Genomic DNA, 16,437 nt, shown 5'->3' with positions numbered 1-16,437 from the left:
GTAATAAAATTACTGAACTATGCGAGCAGTAATGTTTAAAAGAATAAGCTGGTGTGCCCTGTTGCTGGTATTCCTGGCTGCAGAAGCGCAGGCGCAGCGCAGGGGTGGAACCACCCGGCGCCGTACCTCCACCACCACCACTACTACGGAAGAAGAAGTAGTGAACCCTGCCACCGGTAACGCGGTAACGCCGCCGCCGGCGCCTGCAGAAGGTGATGCCGCCGCTACTCCCCTGCGGCCCGACGATATCAGCACGCCGGTGGTAGACACCCCGCGCAAGTCATTGCGTGTAGATGGCGTTACCTCCAAGAATTCTGTAAGGGACCGCGTGCCTATTGCCTACGACAATATCCGCGAGGACGACAAGTTCTGGGAAAAACGTATCTGGCAGGTAATAGACATCCGCGAGAAAATGAACCTTCCCTTCCAATACAACGTGGAAGATGAGAATGGTGTGAACCAGCTCTTCGTTAACATATTACTGAGCGCAATCAAATCAGGAGAAGTACAGGCGTTCAATCCTATTGACGACCGGTTTACCACACCTATGTCCTACGAAGAAATTCAGACAAAAACCGCCGGTGAGGAAAGGACCGTACGCAGTATAGACCCTGTAACCGGCGAAGAAAAGCTGGTAACTACCCGCGATGAATTTGATCCCCGCACCATTGTGCAGTACAAGATCAAGGAAGTATGGGTGTTCGACAAGGAAGCCTCTGCTTTGAAAGTACGCATACTCGGCATTGCGCCGATGGTATCCCGTATGAACGAAGACGGCTCGCTCCGTGCCTCCATACCGCTGTTCTGGGTGTATTACCCCGACCTGCGCCCTGTACTGGCTAAATTCGACGTATATAACCAGAATAACGACGCCGCTTCCATGAGCTGGGAAGACCTGTTTGAAATGCGTTTCTTCTCCAGCTTCGTGATAAAAGAGAACAACGCCTACAACCGCGAGATCAAGGACTACATCAAGGATGGTGTAATGCGCCTGCTCGAAGGGGAGCGGATCAAGAACCAGATCTTCAACAAAGAACAGGATCTGTGGCAGTATTGATGCTGAACCGCTAGGTAGCGCAATTGATAAAGCTGCAAGGCCACAAGGTTTGATCACCTTGTGGCCTTGTAGCTTTTATGCCCTACATTTGCAGTAAAACCCCAAACACGGAAATATGCCCGCAAAATTTGACAGTACTGCGTTATTGGATCAGCTACAGCTACAGGTAAAGGGATTATCATCTGCTGTGGAGGAAAAGCTGTTGCACCTGCCCGCCCAGGTGCTGCAGTTACCGCCTGCGCAGGATAAATGGAGCGCCGTGCAGTGCCTGGAGCACCTGAATACCTACAGCCGTTTTTACCTGCCCCACCTGGCTACGGCCATACAACTGGGCCGTGCGCGGCAGTTGCCGCCCGTGCCTGTTTTTAAAAGCAGTTGGCTGGGCAACCTGTTTACCCGCCTGATGCAACCCAAGCCTGATGGCTCCCTGCCGGTACGGATGCCCGCGCCAAAGAATGCGCGCCCTGTGCCCGGCCTGGACGCTGCCCCGGTATTGAATGAATTCATGGTATCGCAACAGCAATTGCTGCAGTTGCTGGAAATGGCCCGCAGCACCAGCCTGCAGCAACTGAAAGTGCCCACGAGCCTGAATGACTGGCTGAAATTCTCTTTAGGGGATACTTTCCGCTTCTTTATCGCGCATGAAGAACGGCATGTGCAGCAGGCGCTGCGGGCTGTTGGCGCCTGAGAGGCGCCAGTGATGATAAATATGTATGCGGGTAAAAAAAATTTTTATAGTTCTGACGGATAATTTAAAACCTGCATGGTTAGGTGGACAGGATTTAATAACCGACCTTAAACGGATAATTTTTTTTCAGTTAAACCTGGCTTTATGGAAACATTACAATCCTGTCAATTTGTTGAGCTTTCCCGGAGTGAATTGATGAATGTCAGTGGGGGAGGGGAATATGACGTTTTATGTGGTCTTATATCAATTTTGCCAGACGTTGAAATCTCATTAGGCGGACAGACCTTTGAGCTAACGCCAACGGACTATGTGCTCAAGGTAACTGATGAAGGGGTAAGCCCTTGCATAAGCGGGTTTATGGGGATAGATATATCAGTATTTTCGGGGCCGCTTTGGCGTATGGGCTAGACTTTAAAATAAGGCGTTGCGTTCCTGTGTTACGCACATAGGAGCACAGCGTGTTAATTAACCGGGTGGAAGTACTTCCATATCAGTTGTGCCTTTGCCGTGCCCACGGCCTGCGTCAGCTCCTCTTCTGAAAGCTGTTTGATACGGTTAACAGAGCGGTAGGTTTGCAACAGTTGTGTAGCCGTAGTGCTGCCGATGCCTTTGATACTTTCCAGCTCATTTTTGAACGTGCCCTTGCTGCGCTTCTGCCGGTGAAAGGTAATGCCGAAGCGGTGCACCTCGTCGCGCACACGGCGTATCAGCTTCAGGCTTTCGCTGTTAAAGGGCAGCTTGATGCTCTCCTTGTCGCCGGGGAAAAAGATCTCCTCCTCGTTCTTGGCCAGCCCCACTACGGTCATGCTGCCAATAAGGTCCAGCTCCCGGATGCTTTCCATGGCCGCACCTAGTTGTCCCTTGCCGCCATCTATGATCACCAGTTGGGGCAGCGGTTCTTCTTCCGCCAGCAGGCGCTTGTAGCGACGGAACACCACTTCCTTCATGGAGGCAAAGTCGTTGATGCCTTCTACGGTTTTTATGTTGAAGTGCCGGTAATCCTTTTTGGAGGCCACCCCGTTTTTGAATACCACGCAGGCGCTTACGGGGTAGCTGCCCTGGAAATTGGAGTTATCAAAGCATTCTATATGCACCGGCAATACCGGCAGTTCCAGGTCGGCCTGTAGCTGGTACAGCACTTTCTTCTTCTCGTCGTCCGTTTTGCCTTCCAGGTGCAGTATCTTTTTGCGCCGCAGCTCTTCCTTGAAATAGTTCACGTTCTTTTCAGACAGCTCCAGCAGCTTTTTCTTATCCCCGCCTTTGGGAATGGTCAGCGTTACCTGCTTTTCCGGGTAGTCCAGCGCAAAGGGAACGATGATCTCCTCCGTATTGCTCTTAAATGCATCGCGCAGGTAGGCAATGGCGTAGGCCAGCACTTCCTCATCGGTTTCTTCCAGTTTTTTCTCCAGGGTAACGGTCTTGGTATCGGCAATGCTGCCGTTCAGCACCCGCAGGTAGTTCACATACGCGTGGTTGCCGTCGCTCAGGATGGAGAACACGTCGGCATGTCCCATACGCGCATTTACGATGGTGGAGCGGGCCTGGTAGGCCTGGAGGCTTTCTATCTTTTTACGCAGTATTTCCGCCTGTTCAAATTCCATGTTGCCCGCGCATGCCTGCATCTGCGCCCGGAACATGCCCAGTACCGGCGACAGGTTGCCTTTCAGTATGTCTCTCACCTGCTGTAGTCCGGCGCGATAGTCATCCTCCGTCTGCAGTCCCTCGCAGGGACCTTTGCAGTTGCCCAGATGGTATTCCAGGCATACCTTGAACTTGCCTTTTCGTATGTTCTGTTCCGTTAAGCTCAGGTTGCAGGTGCGCAGGGGAATGTTATACCGGATCACTTCCAGCAGCTCCCGTACCCGGCCCACAGAGGTAAAGGGCCCCAGGTATTCAGAGCCGTCGCGGGTAAGGTTGCGGGTAAGGAACACCCGCGGGAAAGGCTCGTTCTTGATCACGATGTACGGATAGGTCTTGTCATCCTTCAGGTTGATGTTGTACCTGGGCTGGAACTGCTTGATGAGTGAATTTTCCAACAGGAACGCATCCTGTTCCGAGTTGACGATCGTGAACTCGATGTGGTGGATGCTCTGTACCAGCTTGCGGGTCTTGAAACTGTCGTGGTTTTTTACAAAATAGGAGCTTACCCGCTTCCGCAGGCTTTTGGCTTTGCCTACATACAGCAGTTCCCCTTCCTCCCCGTAATACTTATAGATGCCCGCCTGCAGCGGGATGGTGTGCGATATTTGCTGAAACTCGGCTGCTGTCATAAAACGGTTCAGTTTTTAGGCGCCAGCAGCACCTGCACATCCAGCTCACGCGGCTGCAGAAACGCTATTTTCTGGTAAGTGGTAATGTGGATGTTTTTCAGGTGCTGGTAAAACAGTTTTTGCCGGTACTCATATACCACGTTGCGCACATGGTTAAGCATATGCACCGTAGCTATCCGCCCTTCCTTATCCATGTTCAGGATCACCTGCTCAGGATTGGTGCCGGCGTCCCGGGCGCTGTACATGATGGAGCTGCTGCCGCTGAAGAGGTCTGTTACCGTATCGGTACGGTAGGCGTCTCTCAGGGAGGGCTTGTTAATGTCAGCGTCTATAAAGGGCCTTAGCAGGTGCTGCAGGGCCAGGGTATCCGCCGGCATGATCACCGTATCCCGCTGTCCGTTCAGTGTCACTGTTTTATGCAGTTGCAGGCCCTTTGTTGTTGCCTGAAGGGCCTCCGATTCAAAATATGCTTTCAGGTCGCTGTGTGCCGTACCCGGCGCCGGACGCTGGCGGCCAGGAGTACAGGACGCCAGCATTACCGCCGCCAGGGCTACGCACAGCAGCCTGTATCTGTTTACGTTCATGTGGCAAAATTACTAAAAAAGACCTGTCAGGTTTTTAAAACCCGTAAGGCCTGTAAATACATTGAAGGGGGGCAAAAAATTAATGCGCCGTGAAAACGGCGCATCTGATGCATGAGCAAATCTGTCGAGAGCACTAAAAAACTTAAAACGAATAACCCAGCGTAATAGTTACTCGGTTATACGAATAGTTATAAGTTGTATATGTTCCGAGCGGCTCACCCGTGCGCCAGTCACGGATGGGATACTTGGTGGTCATGCTGGCATAGCTGTATCCGGCAGACAGGTGCAGGGAATTGTTATTCCTCAATCTTATCTTGTGTCCCAGCCCTGCATGTACGTACAGCCCCGGTATTTTCTGCTCCGGATCTTCGTTGCCGATCTTTTGCTCGCCGGAAGGCCAGGGCATGGAGATGCCTGCCCCGGCATAGAGGAACAGGGAATGTGTTTTCCGGCTGAAGTCATACCGGATGTCTGCAAACACAGGCACCGAGCGCAACTCGTAATCGTCCAGGCCGATGCCGATGCCGGCCTGCCACTGCCAGGCAAAGCGGTAGCCTGCAACAGCGCGTAGCACCGCTCCCTCATCCCGGGAAAACTGGGCGCCTGCTTCTATCATCCCGTAAAACCCCTGCCTGCTTACCCTTAGCGGCCTGGGCACGCGGACAACCTGCGCTATCTCCTGCGCCGGGTATACCAGGGTATCCTTTACCTGGTTCTCCATACGGATATTAGTTGAATCGTGGGCCAATACGGTGCCATGGATCACGCTGCCGTTCTTCAGGTACAGCACGTCCCAGTGGTGCTTTGACTGTTGCTGCCTGGGTTGCTGTGCGCTGGCAACCCGCAGCAGGCCCAGTAAGAGCACGGCCAGCAATAGTATGAGCGCATGTTTGCTTGATCTGTTCATAGGTGAGGATTCAGCTATTCTTTAACGATGATGGGTAGTTTGCTTAACAGCACCGGCTCCTGCAGGTTGGAATAATTGTACTGGTACAGGCCGTCCTTAGCGGTTACCAGCAGTACATTATTGTGTGGGATCACATCATACGCGTCTATGCCTTCCAGCCATTTTACGGTGCTGATATTGCCGGCATCCTGCGCATCCAGGAATTTAAGCCCGTAGCTGCCTTCGCAGATGAACAGCTTACCTGCGTCTATACCCAGGCCGTAAGGGCTGCTCATGGGATAGGACTTGAGCAGCTTCGGATTGGAAAGGTCCGCTACATCCAGCACATCCAACTGGTTCTCAAAGCCGCCGCAAGCGTTGCCGCCACGCAGCGTTACATAGGCCAGGTTATTTTCCACCACTACCGGGTCGCAGGATTGGACGTGCGAAAAACTACCCTTCTGCACGGGATATGCCGGGTTGCTGGCATCGTAAATGAACACGCCATTCATCGAACCGATGAACAGGTGGTTATTGTACGGGAAAATGGTCTCTATGCCCCATCCTATGGTGATGTTATTCCGCTTGGCAGGTTGCGAGGGGTTTTGCACTTCAAATGCCTGTAAGCCATAGTTGTTCACGGTATAGAGGTAATTGTTCAGCAGCGCAAACCTGGCCAGGGAGCCGCTCTTGCCCAGCGAAACGGATGCTGCGGACTTGGACGCCGTACTGCTGAATTCCACCATTGCGGAGTTGCTGGCCATGTCATACAGGTAGGGTACCGCATGCCCCTGGTCACAGGGCGCTGTGAGCACCGTATCTTTTATGACAAAGTCGATGATCAGCAGGTTATCGCCGGTATCGGACTGTATCCCGTATTCGTATATCCGTTCGGGGAAGATGTTCTCCAGCCGCTTGCTTACCTTCACGCTGTGCGGGTCGCTGATGTCCAGCGCCACCAGGTCTATATAGCTGTCGGCGTAGAGTATGTTGTTCTTCACCGCCATGTCCACATTGCCCGGAATGCTGATGAAGGCAAATTTGTCCGGCGCCGCCGGGTTGCTGTTGTCAATAATGTGAATGCCTTTATTCAGTTCGTTCAGGAAAATGTATTGCCCGTACAGGTAGATTTTTCCGGGGTGTTCGATCTCCCGTGGCGCTTCGCTTTTTACGGAAGCACGGAATTCGTCCAGCCCCTGGTATACAGGCATGTATATTTTATATGGATAGCTGCTGGTACAGGTATCTTTCAGGCAGCCGGCAAGAGAAAGCAGGCAGGCAACAAGCGATGCTGCAATGATCAGTTTGTAGAGTACAGATCTTATCATAGGGAACCGTTTTAGGGGTGCAAATATTTTTTACACCATTAGAACGGCACAGATTCGGGGAAAGTTACAAACCGGGGCGCGGGTATGTGGACAGGCGGGTGTGCAAATGCTTTGTGCTCAGCTATGCAGGACGGGAAGTGGTGAATTAATGTGCGAATATGTAAACGGGTAGACAGATTCAGGCGAAAATAATATATATCCCGTATTCATCTGCACATCTGCATATTCGCACATTTGTATATTATACCAGGAGCTGCCCGGTCATTTCTTTCGGGGCTTCCAGGCCCATAAAGTGCAGTATGGTAGGAGCGATATCGCCCAGCTTACCATCCTTCACGGTTCCTTTAAAGTCCTTATTGATAATGAAGAAGGGTACCAGGTTCAGGGTATGCGCCGTGTTGGGCGTGCCATCGGGGTTTACCATAAAGTCTGCGTTGCCATGGTCGGCTGTCAGGAACACCGTGTAGCCGTTGTTGAGCGCGGCGGTCACTACGCGATCCACACAGGCGTCTACGGTTTCTACGGCTTTAACAGCAGCTTCCCATACGCCGGTATGCCCTACCATGTCTGCATTGGCAAAGTTCAGGCAAATGAAATCAGCGGATTGCGCGTTGATCTCTTTTACGATCGTATCCGTTACCTGGAAGGCGCTCATTTCCGGCTGCAGGTCATAGGTGGCTACTTTGGGAGAGGGCACCATCAGCCGCCTTTCGCCTTCAAATTCCTTTTCGCGTCCCCCGGAAAAGAAGAAGGATACGTGCGGGTATTTTTCTGTTTCGGCAATACGTATCTGTGTAAGGTGATGCTTTTCCAGCACTTCTCCCAGGGTCATGTTGAGGTTGTCATTCTCAAAGATCACGTACACACCCTTATATGTTTTGTCATATTCCGTCATGGTAGTATAGTGCAGGTGCAGGGCTTTCATATCAAAGTCCGGGAAGTCCTGCTGGCTCAGCACCTGGGTGATCTCCCGGCAGCGGTCTGTGCGGAAGTTGAAGCACAGTACGGCATCGCCTTCCTGGATGCTGCCTACCGGTGCCTGCTGCGCATTGGTAATGATAATGGGCTTGATGAATTCATCGGTCACTCCTTCCGCGTAGGAGGCTTTTACGGCAGTAAGCGGATCATGGGTGGGAGTGCCGGTGCCATGCACCAGGGCATCGTAGGCCAGTTTTACCCGTTCCCAGCGCTTGTCGCGGTCCATAGCGTAGTAACGGCCGGTAATGGTAGCCAGTTGCCCGGTGGTTTTGCCCAGGTGGGCAATCAGGTCTTCCAGGAAGCCCAGCCCGCTTTTGGGATCGGTGTCCCTGCCGTCTGTAAAGGCATGTACAAATACCTTTTCCAGCCCGTTATCCTTCGCTATCTGCGTTAATGCTTTTAAGTGATTGATATGGGAATGCACGCCGCCGTCGCTCACCAGGCCTACCAGGTGCAGGGCCTTGTTGTTGGACCTGGCATAGGCCAGGGTATCCAGCAGCACGGGGTTCTTTGCCAGCTCGCCATCACGGATGGCTACATTGATGCGTTGCAGCTCCTGGTATACAATACGCCCTGCGCCAATGTTCAGGTGCCCTACTTCGGAGTTGCCCATTTGCCCTTCCGGCAGGCCTACCGCTTCTCCGCAGGTTACCAGGCGGCTGTGCGGGTACTGGGTGTAAAGGCTGTTTACAAAAGGGGTTTGGGCGTGTTTAATAGCATCTGCAGCGGGTACCTGGCCCAGGCCCCATCCATCCATAATAACCAGTATGGCTTTTTTCTTTTCCATATCCTTTAAAAAGTTTGTTCCAACAAAACCGTGAAAATACTCATAATGACTTGATACTTTCTAATTTTCTGCAAATTTAACAAGGTTCACTTTAGAGCTTAGGAAAACTATATATATTAATATATTTGTATCAATTACTGCTTAGGAACTACAACGATTATGGGATTTTAACAATACTTTGGCAAACTGGCATAGTTTTGGCAACAGCTGGGGTTGGCAATAAAAAGTTTTGAAATAACCATGTACACCGGGCATGACAAATAAAAAGCAATATTTTCTTATGAAACCGAGCATGATAAAGTCAATAACAGCGGGGGAGATACGGCGAGGTTCCAACCAATCAGGAAACAGCGAAAAAAAATGGATCGCGCAGCGCAGGTATATATTGGGTGTCCTGTTACTGGGAGCTATTGTTACGGTATTTTCCCTGTCTGCGCGCCCGCTACGGCCCGCTACGGCAGGCCCGTTTGAAGACGTGGTGAGCGCGCTCAAGCAAGGGGATGCCGGCAGCCTGTCCCGCTTTCTCGATAACACAGTAGAGATCAATATAGCCGGCAGGTCCAGTTCTTACAGCAAGGCCCAGGCCGAGATCATACTGAAGGACTTCTTTTCCAGGAACCAGGTAAAATCCTTTGAGCTTTTACACCAGGGCGAAGCCGGCGGCGGTTCCCGCTACGGTATTGGTAACATGGCCACCAGTGGCGGCAGCTTCCGCACCTCTTTTTTCCTGCAGAAAAAAGGCGGTTCCCTGGTACTGAATGAGCTGCGGTTTGAAAGCAAGTAACCCACCCATTCATCTGGATATATCTGGTTGTGATTTGCTTTTAATTTGAAAAACCACAGTGCCCTGCATATTAATTGCAGGGCACTCTTTATTTTTGGGGCCGCAAAGTCTAAAATTCCAAATCCCAAAATCCAAATTCCAAATCTGAAGCAGGTTGCCAATAACATTTGGACTGTTACAGGTAGTTAGGTGTCAGCCGTCAATTTGGGATTTGGATTTTGTGATTTCACATTTATTTATAATGTTTGGACACTATGTTAAATGAAAATGTGCTTACCAGCCTTATAAGGAATGCTTTAGCGGAAGATATCGGCAGCGGGGATCACAGCACCATGGCCTGTATCCCGCCTACGGCCCGTGGCAAGGCACAGCTCCGCGTAAAGGAGCAGGGCCTGCTGGCCGGCATGGAAGTAGCGGAAGCCATCTTCCGTTACCTGGACCGGTTCACCGTTTTTACCCCCTTTAAAAAGGACGGAGACCCCATGCAGCCTGGCGAAACGGCTTTTGAAGTAGAAGCGGCCGTGCACACCCTGCTGATGGCGGAGCGCCTGGTGCTGAACTGCATGCAGCGCATGAGCGGCATTGCCACGCTTACGCAGCAGTATGTACAAAAGCTGAAAGGCTACCGCACCCGTGTGCTGGACACCCGCAAAACCACCCCTAACTTCCGCCTGCTGGAGAAAGCCGCCGTGCGCATTGGCGGCGGCGTAAATCACCGCATGGGCCTGTACGATATGATCATGCTGAAAGATAATCATATCGATTTTGCAGGCGGCATTACCGCGGCGGTTACCAAAACACAGCAGTACCTGCAGGAGCGCGGCCTCCAACTGCAGATAGAAGTGGAGACCCGCAACCTGGACGATGTGCGGGAGGTGCTGGCAGTAGGCGGCATTCACCGCATTATGCTGGACAATTTCAGCCCGGAGCAACTGCCCGCCGCACTGGACCTTATAAACGGGCGTTACGAAACGGAAGCTTCCGGCGGCATTACCCTGGATAACGTGGAAGCCTATGCTAAAACAGGCGTGGACTTTGTTTCCGTAGGCGCTATCATTCATCACGCCGTAAGCCTGGACCTGAGTTTGAAAGCAGTCGAATAAGACTGGTAAAATAAATCATTTGAGAAAGATCCTTATTATCATTAACCGCAAAGCGGGCACAGACAGGGAAAAGCGCCTGGGAGGCGTCATACGGCAGTACCTCCCGGAGCCGGATTTTTCTGTACAGATCACCCACCTGGCCTACCTGGGACATGGCGCCCACCTGGCGCAGGAGGCGGTGCAGCAGGGCGTGGATACCGTAGTGGCCGTGGGCGGTGATGGCTCCATTAACGAGATTGCACAGGGCCTGGTAGGTAGCAATACTGCGCTGGCCATTATTCCCCTGGGCAGCGGTAATGGCCTGGCCAGGGCACTGAAGATCCCGCTGGATGTGCGGAAAGCCCTGCAGTTGATTGTGCAGAACAAGCGCAGGGCGATTGATGTAGGCTATGCCAACGAGCACCTGTTCCTGAGCAATGCCGGCCTGGGCTTTGATGCCCTGGTTGCCGATAAGTTCCGCCATACCGAGAAGCGCGGTCTGTGGGGCTATGCAAAACTGGTGATACAAAGTTTCCGCGCGTATAAGGATAACAATTATACGATCGATATTGACGGTAATACCCTGCAAAGACCGGCTTTTATGCTGAGCGTGGCCAATGGCAACCAGATGGGGTATGAGTTCCGGCTGGCCAGGCCTGCCAGCGTTTTCGACGGTCTGCTGGATGTATGCATTGTACCGCCGGTGAGCTTCCTGGGGCTGCTGCCTTTAAGCATTTACTCCCTGCTGGGCAAGGTGCATAAAACAAAGTACATGGAACATTATACCGGCCGTTGCATTACCATCAGCGGCTCGCGCCTGGACTACCTGCAGGTGGACGGCGACGCCGTATCCCCGGGCACTGATAAGCAGGTGCAGATCCGGATTGAACCGGGTGCGCTGCAGATGATAATTAAAAATGAAAAAATCACTTAGGTATAACATCAGGTAATCATAATATTATGGCTGTTTTTACAGTTAATATAATATTAGTTAAGGAAAGAACGATATGGAAAGCAGGATAACAAAAGGGGAAAGCGAAAAGCTGCTTACGGCTGAGCTGCTCGGGAAGTATACTGTTCAGTATTACCGGTGTAGAGAAACCGGGTTTATACAAACCGAAGCGCCCTACTGGCTGGAAGAAGCCTATTCTTCTGCAATTACCTCCCTTGATCTGGGGCTGATCAGCCGGAATTTTAAGCTGGGAGAAGAAACCGAGCGTATTATCAGGAGCTTCTTCAATGCTGACGGACGGTTTCTGGATTATGCCGGGGGATATGGTTTTTTTACCCGGCATATGCGTGACAAAGGATTTGACTTCTTACACACTGACCGTTATTGCGAAAACCTGTTTGCCCGTTATTTTGAGCTGGATGATTGCCCGTTCCCGGGGAAGTTTGAATTGTTGACTGCGTTTGAGGTTTTTGAACATCTGGCAGATCCCCTAACGGAGATCGGAAAAATGTTTGAATATGCGGATAGCATCCTGTTTTCTACGGAGATCGTTCCTGCTACAGCGCCCGGCAGTATTGATGACTGGTGGTATTTTGCTCCGGAAACCGGGCAGCATATTTCGTTTTATACGCTTAAATCTTTGGAATATCTTGCCGAAAAATTTCAATGTAATTTTTATACTAATGGAATAACATTGCATTTGTTCAGTAAACGGGCATTCAACGATAACCCTTTGATGGTAGCACCTGTCCGGGAAAAATTCCTGCTCAGGAAATTGCGCAAATGGGTTAAGAAACTGGAAGCGCCACCTCCTTTACCCAGGCAGAGCCTGCTGGAGCGGGACTGGGCGTTTGTAAAGAACCATCTGAAAAATTAATTTTTACTGCTATGACAAAGAAGAAACGAAACACTGGCGGCGGCGGTATCGTCTATTCAACGGACCCGGATTTTTCTTTTGAGCAGGAACCGGCTGCCGTGGAAAATACCCTGCCTCCTGCGCAGCAGCGGCTGAAAATAAGGCTGGATACCAAGCAGCGGGCCGGTAAAGTAGTGACGCTGGTAGAAGGGTTTGTAGGCACCAGCGCCGACCTCGAACAATTGGGCAAAACCCTGAAAACAAAATGCGGCGCCGGCGGCAGCGTAAAGGACGGGCAGATACTGATCCAGGGCGACTACCGCGACCGTGTACAGAAATGGCTGCAGGAAAACAAGTATAATGTGCGGATAGGCTGATGCGCCTGCACCTGCCTGTCCGCACATCCGGATATCAATGATTCACCATCTTCATCATCTGCTCGGTATACCGGGCGCCTGCTACCGCTGTGGAGGCCAGTATATCGTTAATATCCTGTAATTCCGCCGGGCTGAGCTGCATATCTGCTGCAGCGGCATTCTCCTGTAAATATTTTCTACGCTTGGTGCCCGGAATGGGAATAATATCTTCTCCCCGGGCCAGCAGCCAGGCCAGCGACAACTGTGCGGTGCTGCAGTTTTTGGCGCGGGCAATGGCTTCCAGCTTTTGCACCAGTTGCACGTTCTGCTGCAGCGCCTCCTCCTGGAAACGCGGCAGGTTGCGCCGGAAATCATCCTTCGGCAGTTGGCTGAGGTCTACCGCGGTAGCGGCGCTCATACCCCTGCCCAGCGGGCTGAAAGCTACCAGTGAAATGCCCAACTCACGGGTGACGGGCAAGACGTCCTGCTCCACTTCCCGCGTCCACATGGAATACTCATTCTGCAAAGCGGCAATGGGGTGCACGGCATGCGCCTTGCGGATAGAGGCAGCCGATGCTTCAGACAGGCCCAGGTAGCGCACCTTGCCTTCCTTTACCAGCTCCGCCATGGCACCTACCATTTCTTCCACCGGTACATTGGGATCTATGCGGTGCGCATAATAAAGATCGATCACATCCACTTTCAGGCGTTGCAGGCTGGCTTCCACCGCCTGTTTCATATAAGCCGGGGAACCGTCAAAATACCAACTGCCATCATCCCGGTACCGAAACCCGAACTTGGTGGCCAGGAAAACCTGGTCACGTTTGCTGCGCAGTATATTGGACAGCAGCGTTTCATTGGCGCCGTTGCCGTAAAAGTCTGCCGTATCCCAAAAGTTAATGCCCAGTTCCAGCGCATATTCCAGCGTGGCCCGCGACTCCTGGTCATTCCGCTCTTCGCTGGAGCCATATGCATGTGACATGCCCATGCACCCCAGCCCGATAGCGGATACTTTTTCTCCTGTTGTTCCTAGCATTCTGTACTGCATGATAATTGAGTTTAATAATTACAAAATTAGGCAGGGACACCGGGACCGCCTTTGTGCGGCACAAAGGAATAATTGTAAAAATCAAAGCATGTGCTACAGCGTACGGAATATATGCGGGGACTGTCCTGCCTGGCTCTTGAAGAAGTGGGTGAAATTGGCCGGCTCCTCAAAGCCCAGGCTGCGGGCTATCTCCCCGATGTGCCAGTCCGTATGCAGCAGCAGCAGCTTGGCTTCCAGCAGCAAGCGGTGCCGTATGTGCTCGCTCACGGTGCGGCCCGTCAGTTGTTTTACCGTAGCATTCAGATGGTTGGGGTGCACGTTCAGCGCAAGGGCATACTCCCCGGCTGTTCTTAGCGGTACCTGTTGGTCCATGTTTTCAATGGGAAACTGTTTTTCCAGCAGGTTGGTAAATCGCTGCACCAGCCATTGTCCTGCGGAAAACGGCTGTTGTTGTTCATCCGTCTGCCTGCCGGCGCGCCTGCCTTCCAGCAGCAAAAGCTGCAGGTACAGCAGGATGGCTTCCTGGCGGAAAGCTGCCGTGTTGTTATATTCCCGCATCAGTTGCTCAAAAATGGATTGCAGTCCGGCCGCCTGTGCGGAAGTTAAAGGTAACACGGCCTGCGCGCCCGGCTGGAACAGCGGGTGCCGCAGGATGTCTTCCCGGTAATGGCGGTGTTTTTCAAATAGCCGTTCCGTAAACAGGCAGTTATAGCCGTCCTGCTCCACGGAAGTGCCTTCCCAGCTCTTTATCTCCAGCGGGTGGGTAAATATCAGCGTGGGCGGCGCTACCTGGTGTGGCTGCGCGCCCAGGGTATAGATGCCGGTGCCTGCGGTGATCAGGGATATTTTGTAATAATCCCGCCGGGAAGAGGCCACATAGGTTCTGCAAACATGCTCCCCGCGGCGGTGCACTACAATGCTGCCCCTGGCAGGCACTTTTACACCGGAAACATAATCCTCGAGAAGGTCCATACCGGCATGCGCCGGTTGTATACGGGGAACCTGTTTTTTTTGTGTGGGCATACTTCAAAGTTACGCATCCGGGGGCAAATGATTAATTTGAACAGATGTTGCAATTTTATTTTTGATTATTTAACAAAGAATTCACAAATTGATACACCTTTATCAACCAAAATTTTGTTTTTAAACAAGGTTTAAACTTGCCAGAGAAGCGTCCCGGGTATTACTCCCCCCGGACGCTTTCTTGCTTTTGCCCTTACACTATGCAAGCAACTGCCACTCACCGCGCTACCGCTTATTACCTGCCAGCAGGATTGATCTTACTGAAAATGGTGCTGCACTACTGCATTATCAACCCGGTATACGACCTGCACCGGGATGAATACCTGCACCTGGATATGGGCGGGCACCTGGCGGCCGGCTACTTGTCCGTACCACCGTTTACCGCTGTTACCTCCCTGCTCATAAAATGGCTGGGCGGCTCTTTTTTCTGGGTAAAGTTCTTTCCTGCCTTGTTTGGTGCGCTCACCCTGCTGCTGGTCATGCGTATGGCGCAGGAGCTGAAGGGAGGCGTGTATGCGTTGCTGCTGGCTGCCACCGCCTTTATCTTTTCCTCCATGCTGCGTCTTAACATGCTGTATCAGCCCAATTCGTTTGATGTGCTCTGCTGGACCTGGGTGTTCTACCTGCTGATCCGCTACATACACACCGAGCATCGTAAATGCCTGCTGTGGCTCGGCGTGGCCATCGGGCTGGGGTTCCTGAACAAGTACAATATCCTGTTCCTGGTGACAGGGCTGGTGCCGGCGGTATTATTGTCGCCGCAGCGGAAGGTGTTTTTTAACAGGTACCTGTACGCCGGTGTGCTGGTAGCGCTGCTGCTGGCGTTGCCCAACGTGATCTGGCAGTTCCGCAACGGCATGCCCGTACTGCACCACATGGAAGAGCTTACCAGGTACCAGCTCGTGAACGTGGACCGCTTTGATTTCCTGCGCGCGCAGTTCCTGTTCTTTTTTTCCGGCTTTTTCCTGGTCGCGTCCGGTTTGCTGGCCTTGTTCTTTTACCGCCCTTTCCGCCCCTACCTGTTCCTGGGCCTTACCTACCTGTTTGTGATCCTGTTGTTCCTGTACCTGCAGGCCAAAAGCTATTATGCGCTGGGGCTGTACCCTATGGTGCTGGCGTTTGGCGGGGTGTGCTGGGAGCGGCTGTTCAGCGCCCGCTGGTTAAAATACGTACGTGCGTGCTGGTTAGTACTGATCATAGCGCCTTTCCTTTACCTGTTCAATGTGATCTTCCCGGTGCTCAGCCCCGCTGCCATACAGGAAAAGTCAAAGAAGTTCCGGGAACTGGGCATGCTACGCTGGGAGGACGGGAAGGACCATGCGTTGCCGCAGGACTTTGCGGATATGCTGGGCTGGCGGGAAATGGCGGCGCTGTCCCGCAAGGCCTATGCACAGGTACCGGACAGCGATAAGCCTTACACGCTGATCATGTGCGGCAATTATGGGCAGGCCGGCGCGCTGAATTATTACAACCGTGGCAGGGGTATGCCCCCGGCCCGGTCCTTTAGCGCCGATTACGTGTTTTGGTTCCCGCGTATGGATACGCTCCGGTACATTATACTGCTGGATGATGAGCCGGACAAACGGGCCCGTGAAAATGCCGCGGTGATCATAAAGGTAGGGCAGGTGCAGCAGCCCCTGGCCAGGGAATACGGTACCGGGGTGTACCTGCTGAAGGGACTTTCCCCGGATCTGCCTGCCCGGTTCCGTAACTGGCGGCAGCAAAGGATGCAGGAATTCCGGGCCTGGCGTTGAACGC

General features: G+C 52.4%; 17 protein-coding genes. 9 read left to right on the top strand and 8 right to left on the bottom strand.

Features of this window, described 5'->3' with window-relative positions:
* The first annotated feature begins 19 nt into the window (after positions 1–19).
* The 3 genes from porN to LX66_RS03935 all read left to right on the top strand — a co-directional run bounded on the left by porN (position 20) and on the right by LX66_RS03935 (position 2,153).
* Positions 20–1,057 (top strand): type IX secretion system ring subunit PorN/GldN, encoded by a 1,038-nt coding sequence (gene porN / locus LX66_RS03945; protein ID WP_145710586.1) that lies wholly within the window; start codon positions 20–22, stop codon positions 1,055–1,057.
* 115 nt (positions 1,058–1,172) lie between these two features.
* On the top strand, positions 1,173–1,745 hold the full coding sequence (locus LX66_RS03940; protein WP_145710585.1) for a DinB family protein: 573 nt from the start codon (positions 1,173–1,175) through the stop codon (positions 1,743–1,745).
* Between the two features lie 144 nt (positions 1,746–1,889).
* Entirely contained in the window at positions 1,890–2,153 is a 264-nt protein-coding gene (locus tag LX66_RS03935; protein ID WP_145710584.1) for a pepsin-like aspartyl protease, read from the top strand.
* A 53-nt stretch (positions 2,154–2,206) separates the two neighbouring features.
* Here LX66_RS03935 and uvrC read toward each other — a convergent pair whose 3' ends face one another.
* The 5 genes from uvrC to gpmI form a co-directional block, all read right to left on the bottom strand.
* Complete coding sequence (gene uvrC / locus LX66_RS03930) at positions 2,207–4,015, bottom strand: excinuclease ABC subunit UvrC (protein WP_145710583.1); 1,809 nt, start codon at positions 4,013–4,015, stop codon at positions 2,207–2,209.
* A gap of 8 nt (positions 4,016–4,023) precedes the next feature.
* Positions 4,024–4,599 (bottom strand): hypothetical protein, encoded by a 576-nt coding sequence (locus LX66_RS03925; RefSeq protein ID WP_145710582.1) that lies wholly within the window; start codon positions 4,597–4,599, stop codon positions 4,024–4,026.
* A gap of 142 nt (positions 4,600–4,741) precedes the next feature.
* Entirely contained in the window at positions 4,742–5,506 is a 765-nt protein-coding gene (locus tag LX66_RS03920; protein WP_145710581.1) for an LSm family protein, read from the bottom strand.
* A 14-nt stretch (positions 5,507–5,520) separates the two neighbouring features.
* The gene (locus LX66_RS03915; RefSeq protein WP_145710580.1) at positions 5,521–6,813 is read right to left on the bottom strand and encodes an LVIVD repeat-containing protein; all 1,293 of its coding nucleotides are present in this window, start codon (positions 6,811–6,813) and stop codon (positions 5,521–5,523) included.
* Positions 6,814–7,054: 241 nt separating this feature from the next.
* Positions 7,055–8,578 carry a 2,3-bisphosphoglycerate-independent phosphoglycerate mutase gene (gene gpmI, locus LX66_RS03910; protein WP_145710579.1) on the bottom strand — a complete coding sequence of 508 codons (1,524 nt, stop codon included), beginning with the start codon at positions 8,576–8,578 and terminating at the stop codon, positions 7,055–7,057.
* Positions 8,579–8,858: 280 nt separating this feature from the next.
* On the opposite strand from gpmI, the gene LX66_RS03905 reads away from it, so the two are divergent.
* From LX66_RS03905 to LX66_RS03895, 3 genes are all read left to right on the top strand, one after another.
* Entirely contained in the window at positions 8,859–9,362 is a 504-nt protein-coding gene (locus LX66_RS03905) for a DUF4783 domain-containing protein (protein WP_158642525.1), read from the top strand.
* A 254-nt stretch (positions 9,363–9,616) separates the two neighbouring features.
* A complete protein-coding gene (gene nadC / locus LX66_RS03900) occupies positions 9,617–10,465 on the top strand; it encodes a carboxylating nicotinate-nucleotide diphosphorylase (protein ID WP_145710577.1) in 849 nt (282 codons plus the stop codon).
* A gap of 19 nt (positions 10,466–10,484) precedes the next feature.
* Positions 10,485–11,378, top strand: coding sequence for a diacylglycerol/lipid kinase family protein (locus LX66_RS03895; RefSeq protein WP_158642524.1), 894 nt, complete (start codon positions 10,485–10,487; stop codon positions 11,376–11,378).
* Between the two features lie 16 nt (positions 11,379–11,394).
* Here LX66_RS03895 and LX66_RS28445 read toward each other — a convergent pair whose 3' ends face one another.
* Positions 11,395–11,739 carry a hypothetical protein gene (locus LX66_RS28445; protein WP_244620350.1) on the bottom strand — a complete coding sequence of 115 codons (345 nt, stop codon included), beginning with the start codon at positions 11,737–11,739 and terminating at the stop codon, positions 11,395–11,397.
* Here LX66_RS28445 and LX66_RS03890 point away from each other — a divergent pair, their 5' ends adjacent.
* Together LX66_RS03890 and LX66_RS03885 are read left to right on the top strand one after the other, a co-directional pair.
* Positions 11,740–12,273 (top strand): methyltransferase domain-containing protein, encoded by a 534-nt coding sequence (locus LX66_RS03890; protein ID WP_407643558.1) that lies wholly within the window; start codon positions 11,740–11,742, stop codon positions 12,271–12,273.
* A gap of 11 nt (positions 12,274–12,284) precedes the next feature.
* On the top strand, positions 12,285–12,629 hold the full coding sequence (locus LX66_RS03885; RefSeq protein ID WP_145710574.1) for a translation initiation factor: 345 nt from the start codon (positions 12,285–12,287) through the stop codon (positions 12,627–12,629).
* Between the two features lie 34 nt (positions 12,630–12,663).
* On the opposite strand, the gene LX66_RS03880 is transcribed toward LX66_RS03885, so the two are convergent.
* Positions 12,664–13,656 (bottom strand): aldo/keto reductase, encoded by a 993-nt coding sequence (locus LX66_RS03880; RefSeq protein ID WP_145710573.1) that lies wholly within the window; start codon positions 13,654–13,656, stop codon positions 12,664–12,666.
* Between the two features lie 93 nt (positions 13,657–13,749).
* The gene (locus LX66_RS03875; RefSeq protein ID WP_145710572.1) at positions 13,750–14,679 is read right to left on the bottom strand and encodes a helix-turn-helix transcriptional regulator; all 930 of its coding nucleotides are present in this window, start codon (positions 14,677–14,679) and stop codon (positions 13,750–13,752) included.
* 200 nt (positions 14,680–14,879) lie between these two features.
* On the opposite strand from LX66_RS03875, the gene LX66_RS03870 reads away from it, so the two are divergent.
* Positions 14,880–16,433, top strand: a complete 1,554-nt coding sequence (locus LX66_RS03870) for a glycosyltransferase family 39 protein (RefSeq protein ID WP_145710571.1) — start codon at positions 14,880–14,882, stop codon at positions 16,431–16,433.
* The last annotated feature ends 4 nt before the right edge of the window (positions 16,434–16,437 follow it).

The organism is Chitinophaga japonensis (assembly GCF_007830125.1).
Taxonomy (GTDB): domain Bacteria; phylum Bacteroidota; class Bacteroidia; order Chitinophagales; family Chitinophagaceae; genus Chitinophaga; species Chitinophaga japonensis.
The sequence above is the reverse complement of the archived record's forward strand: the minus strand, read 5'-3'. Positions and strand labels throughout refer to the sequence as shown.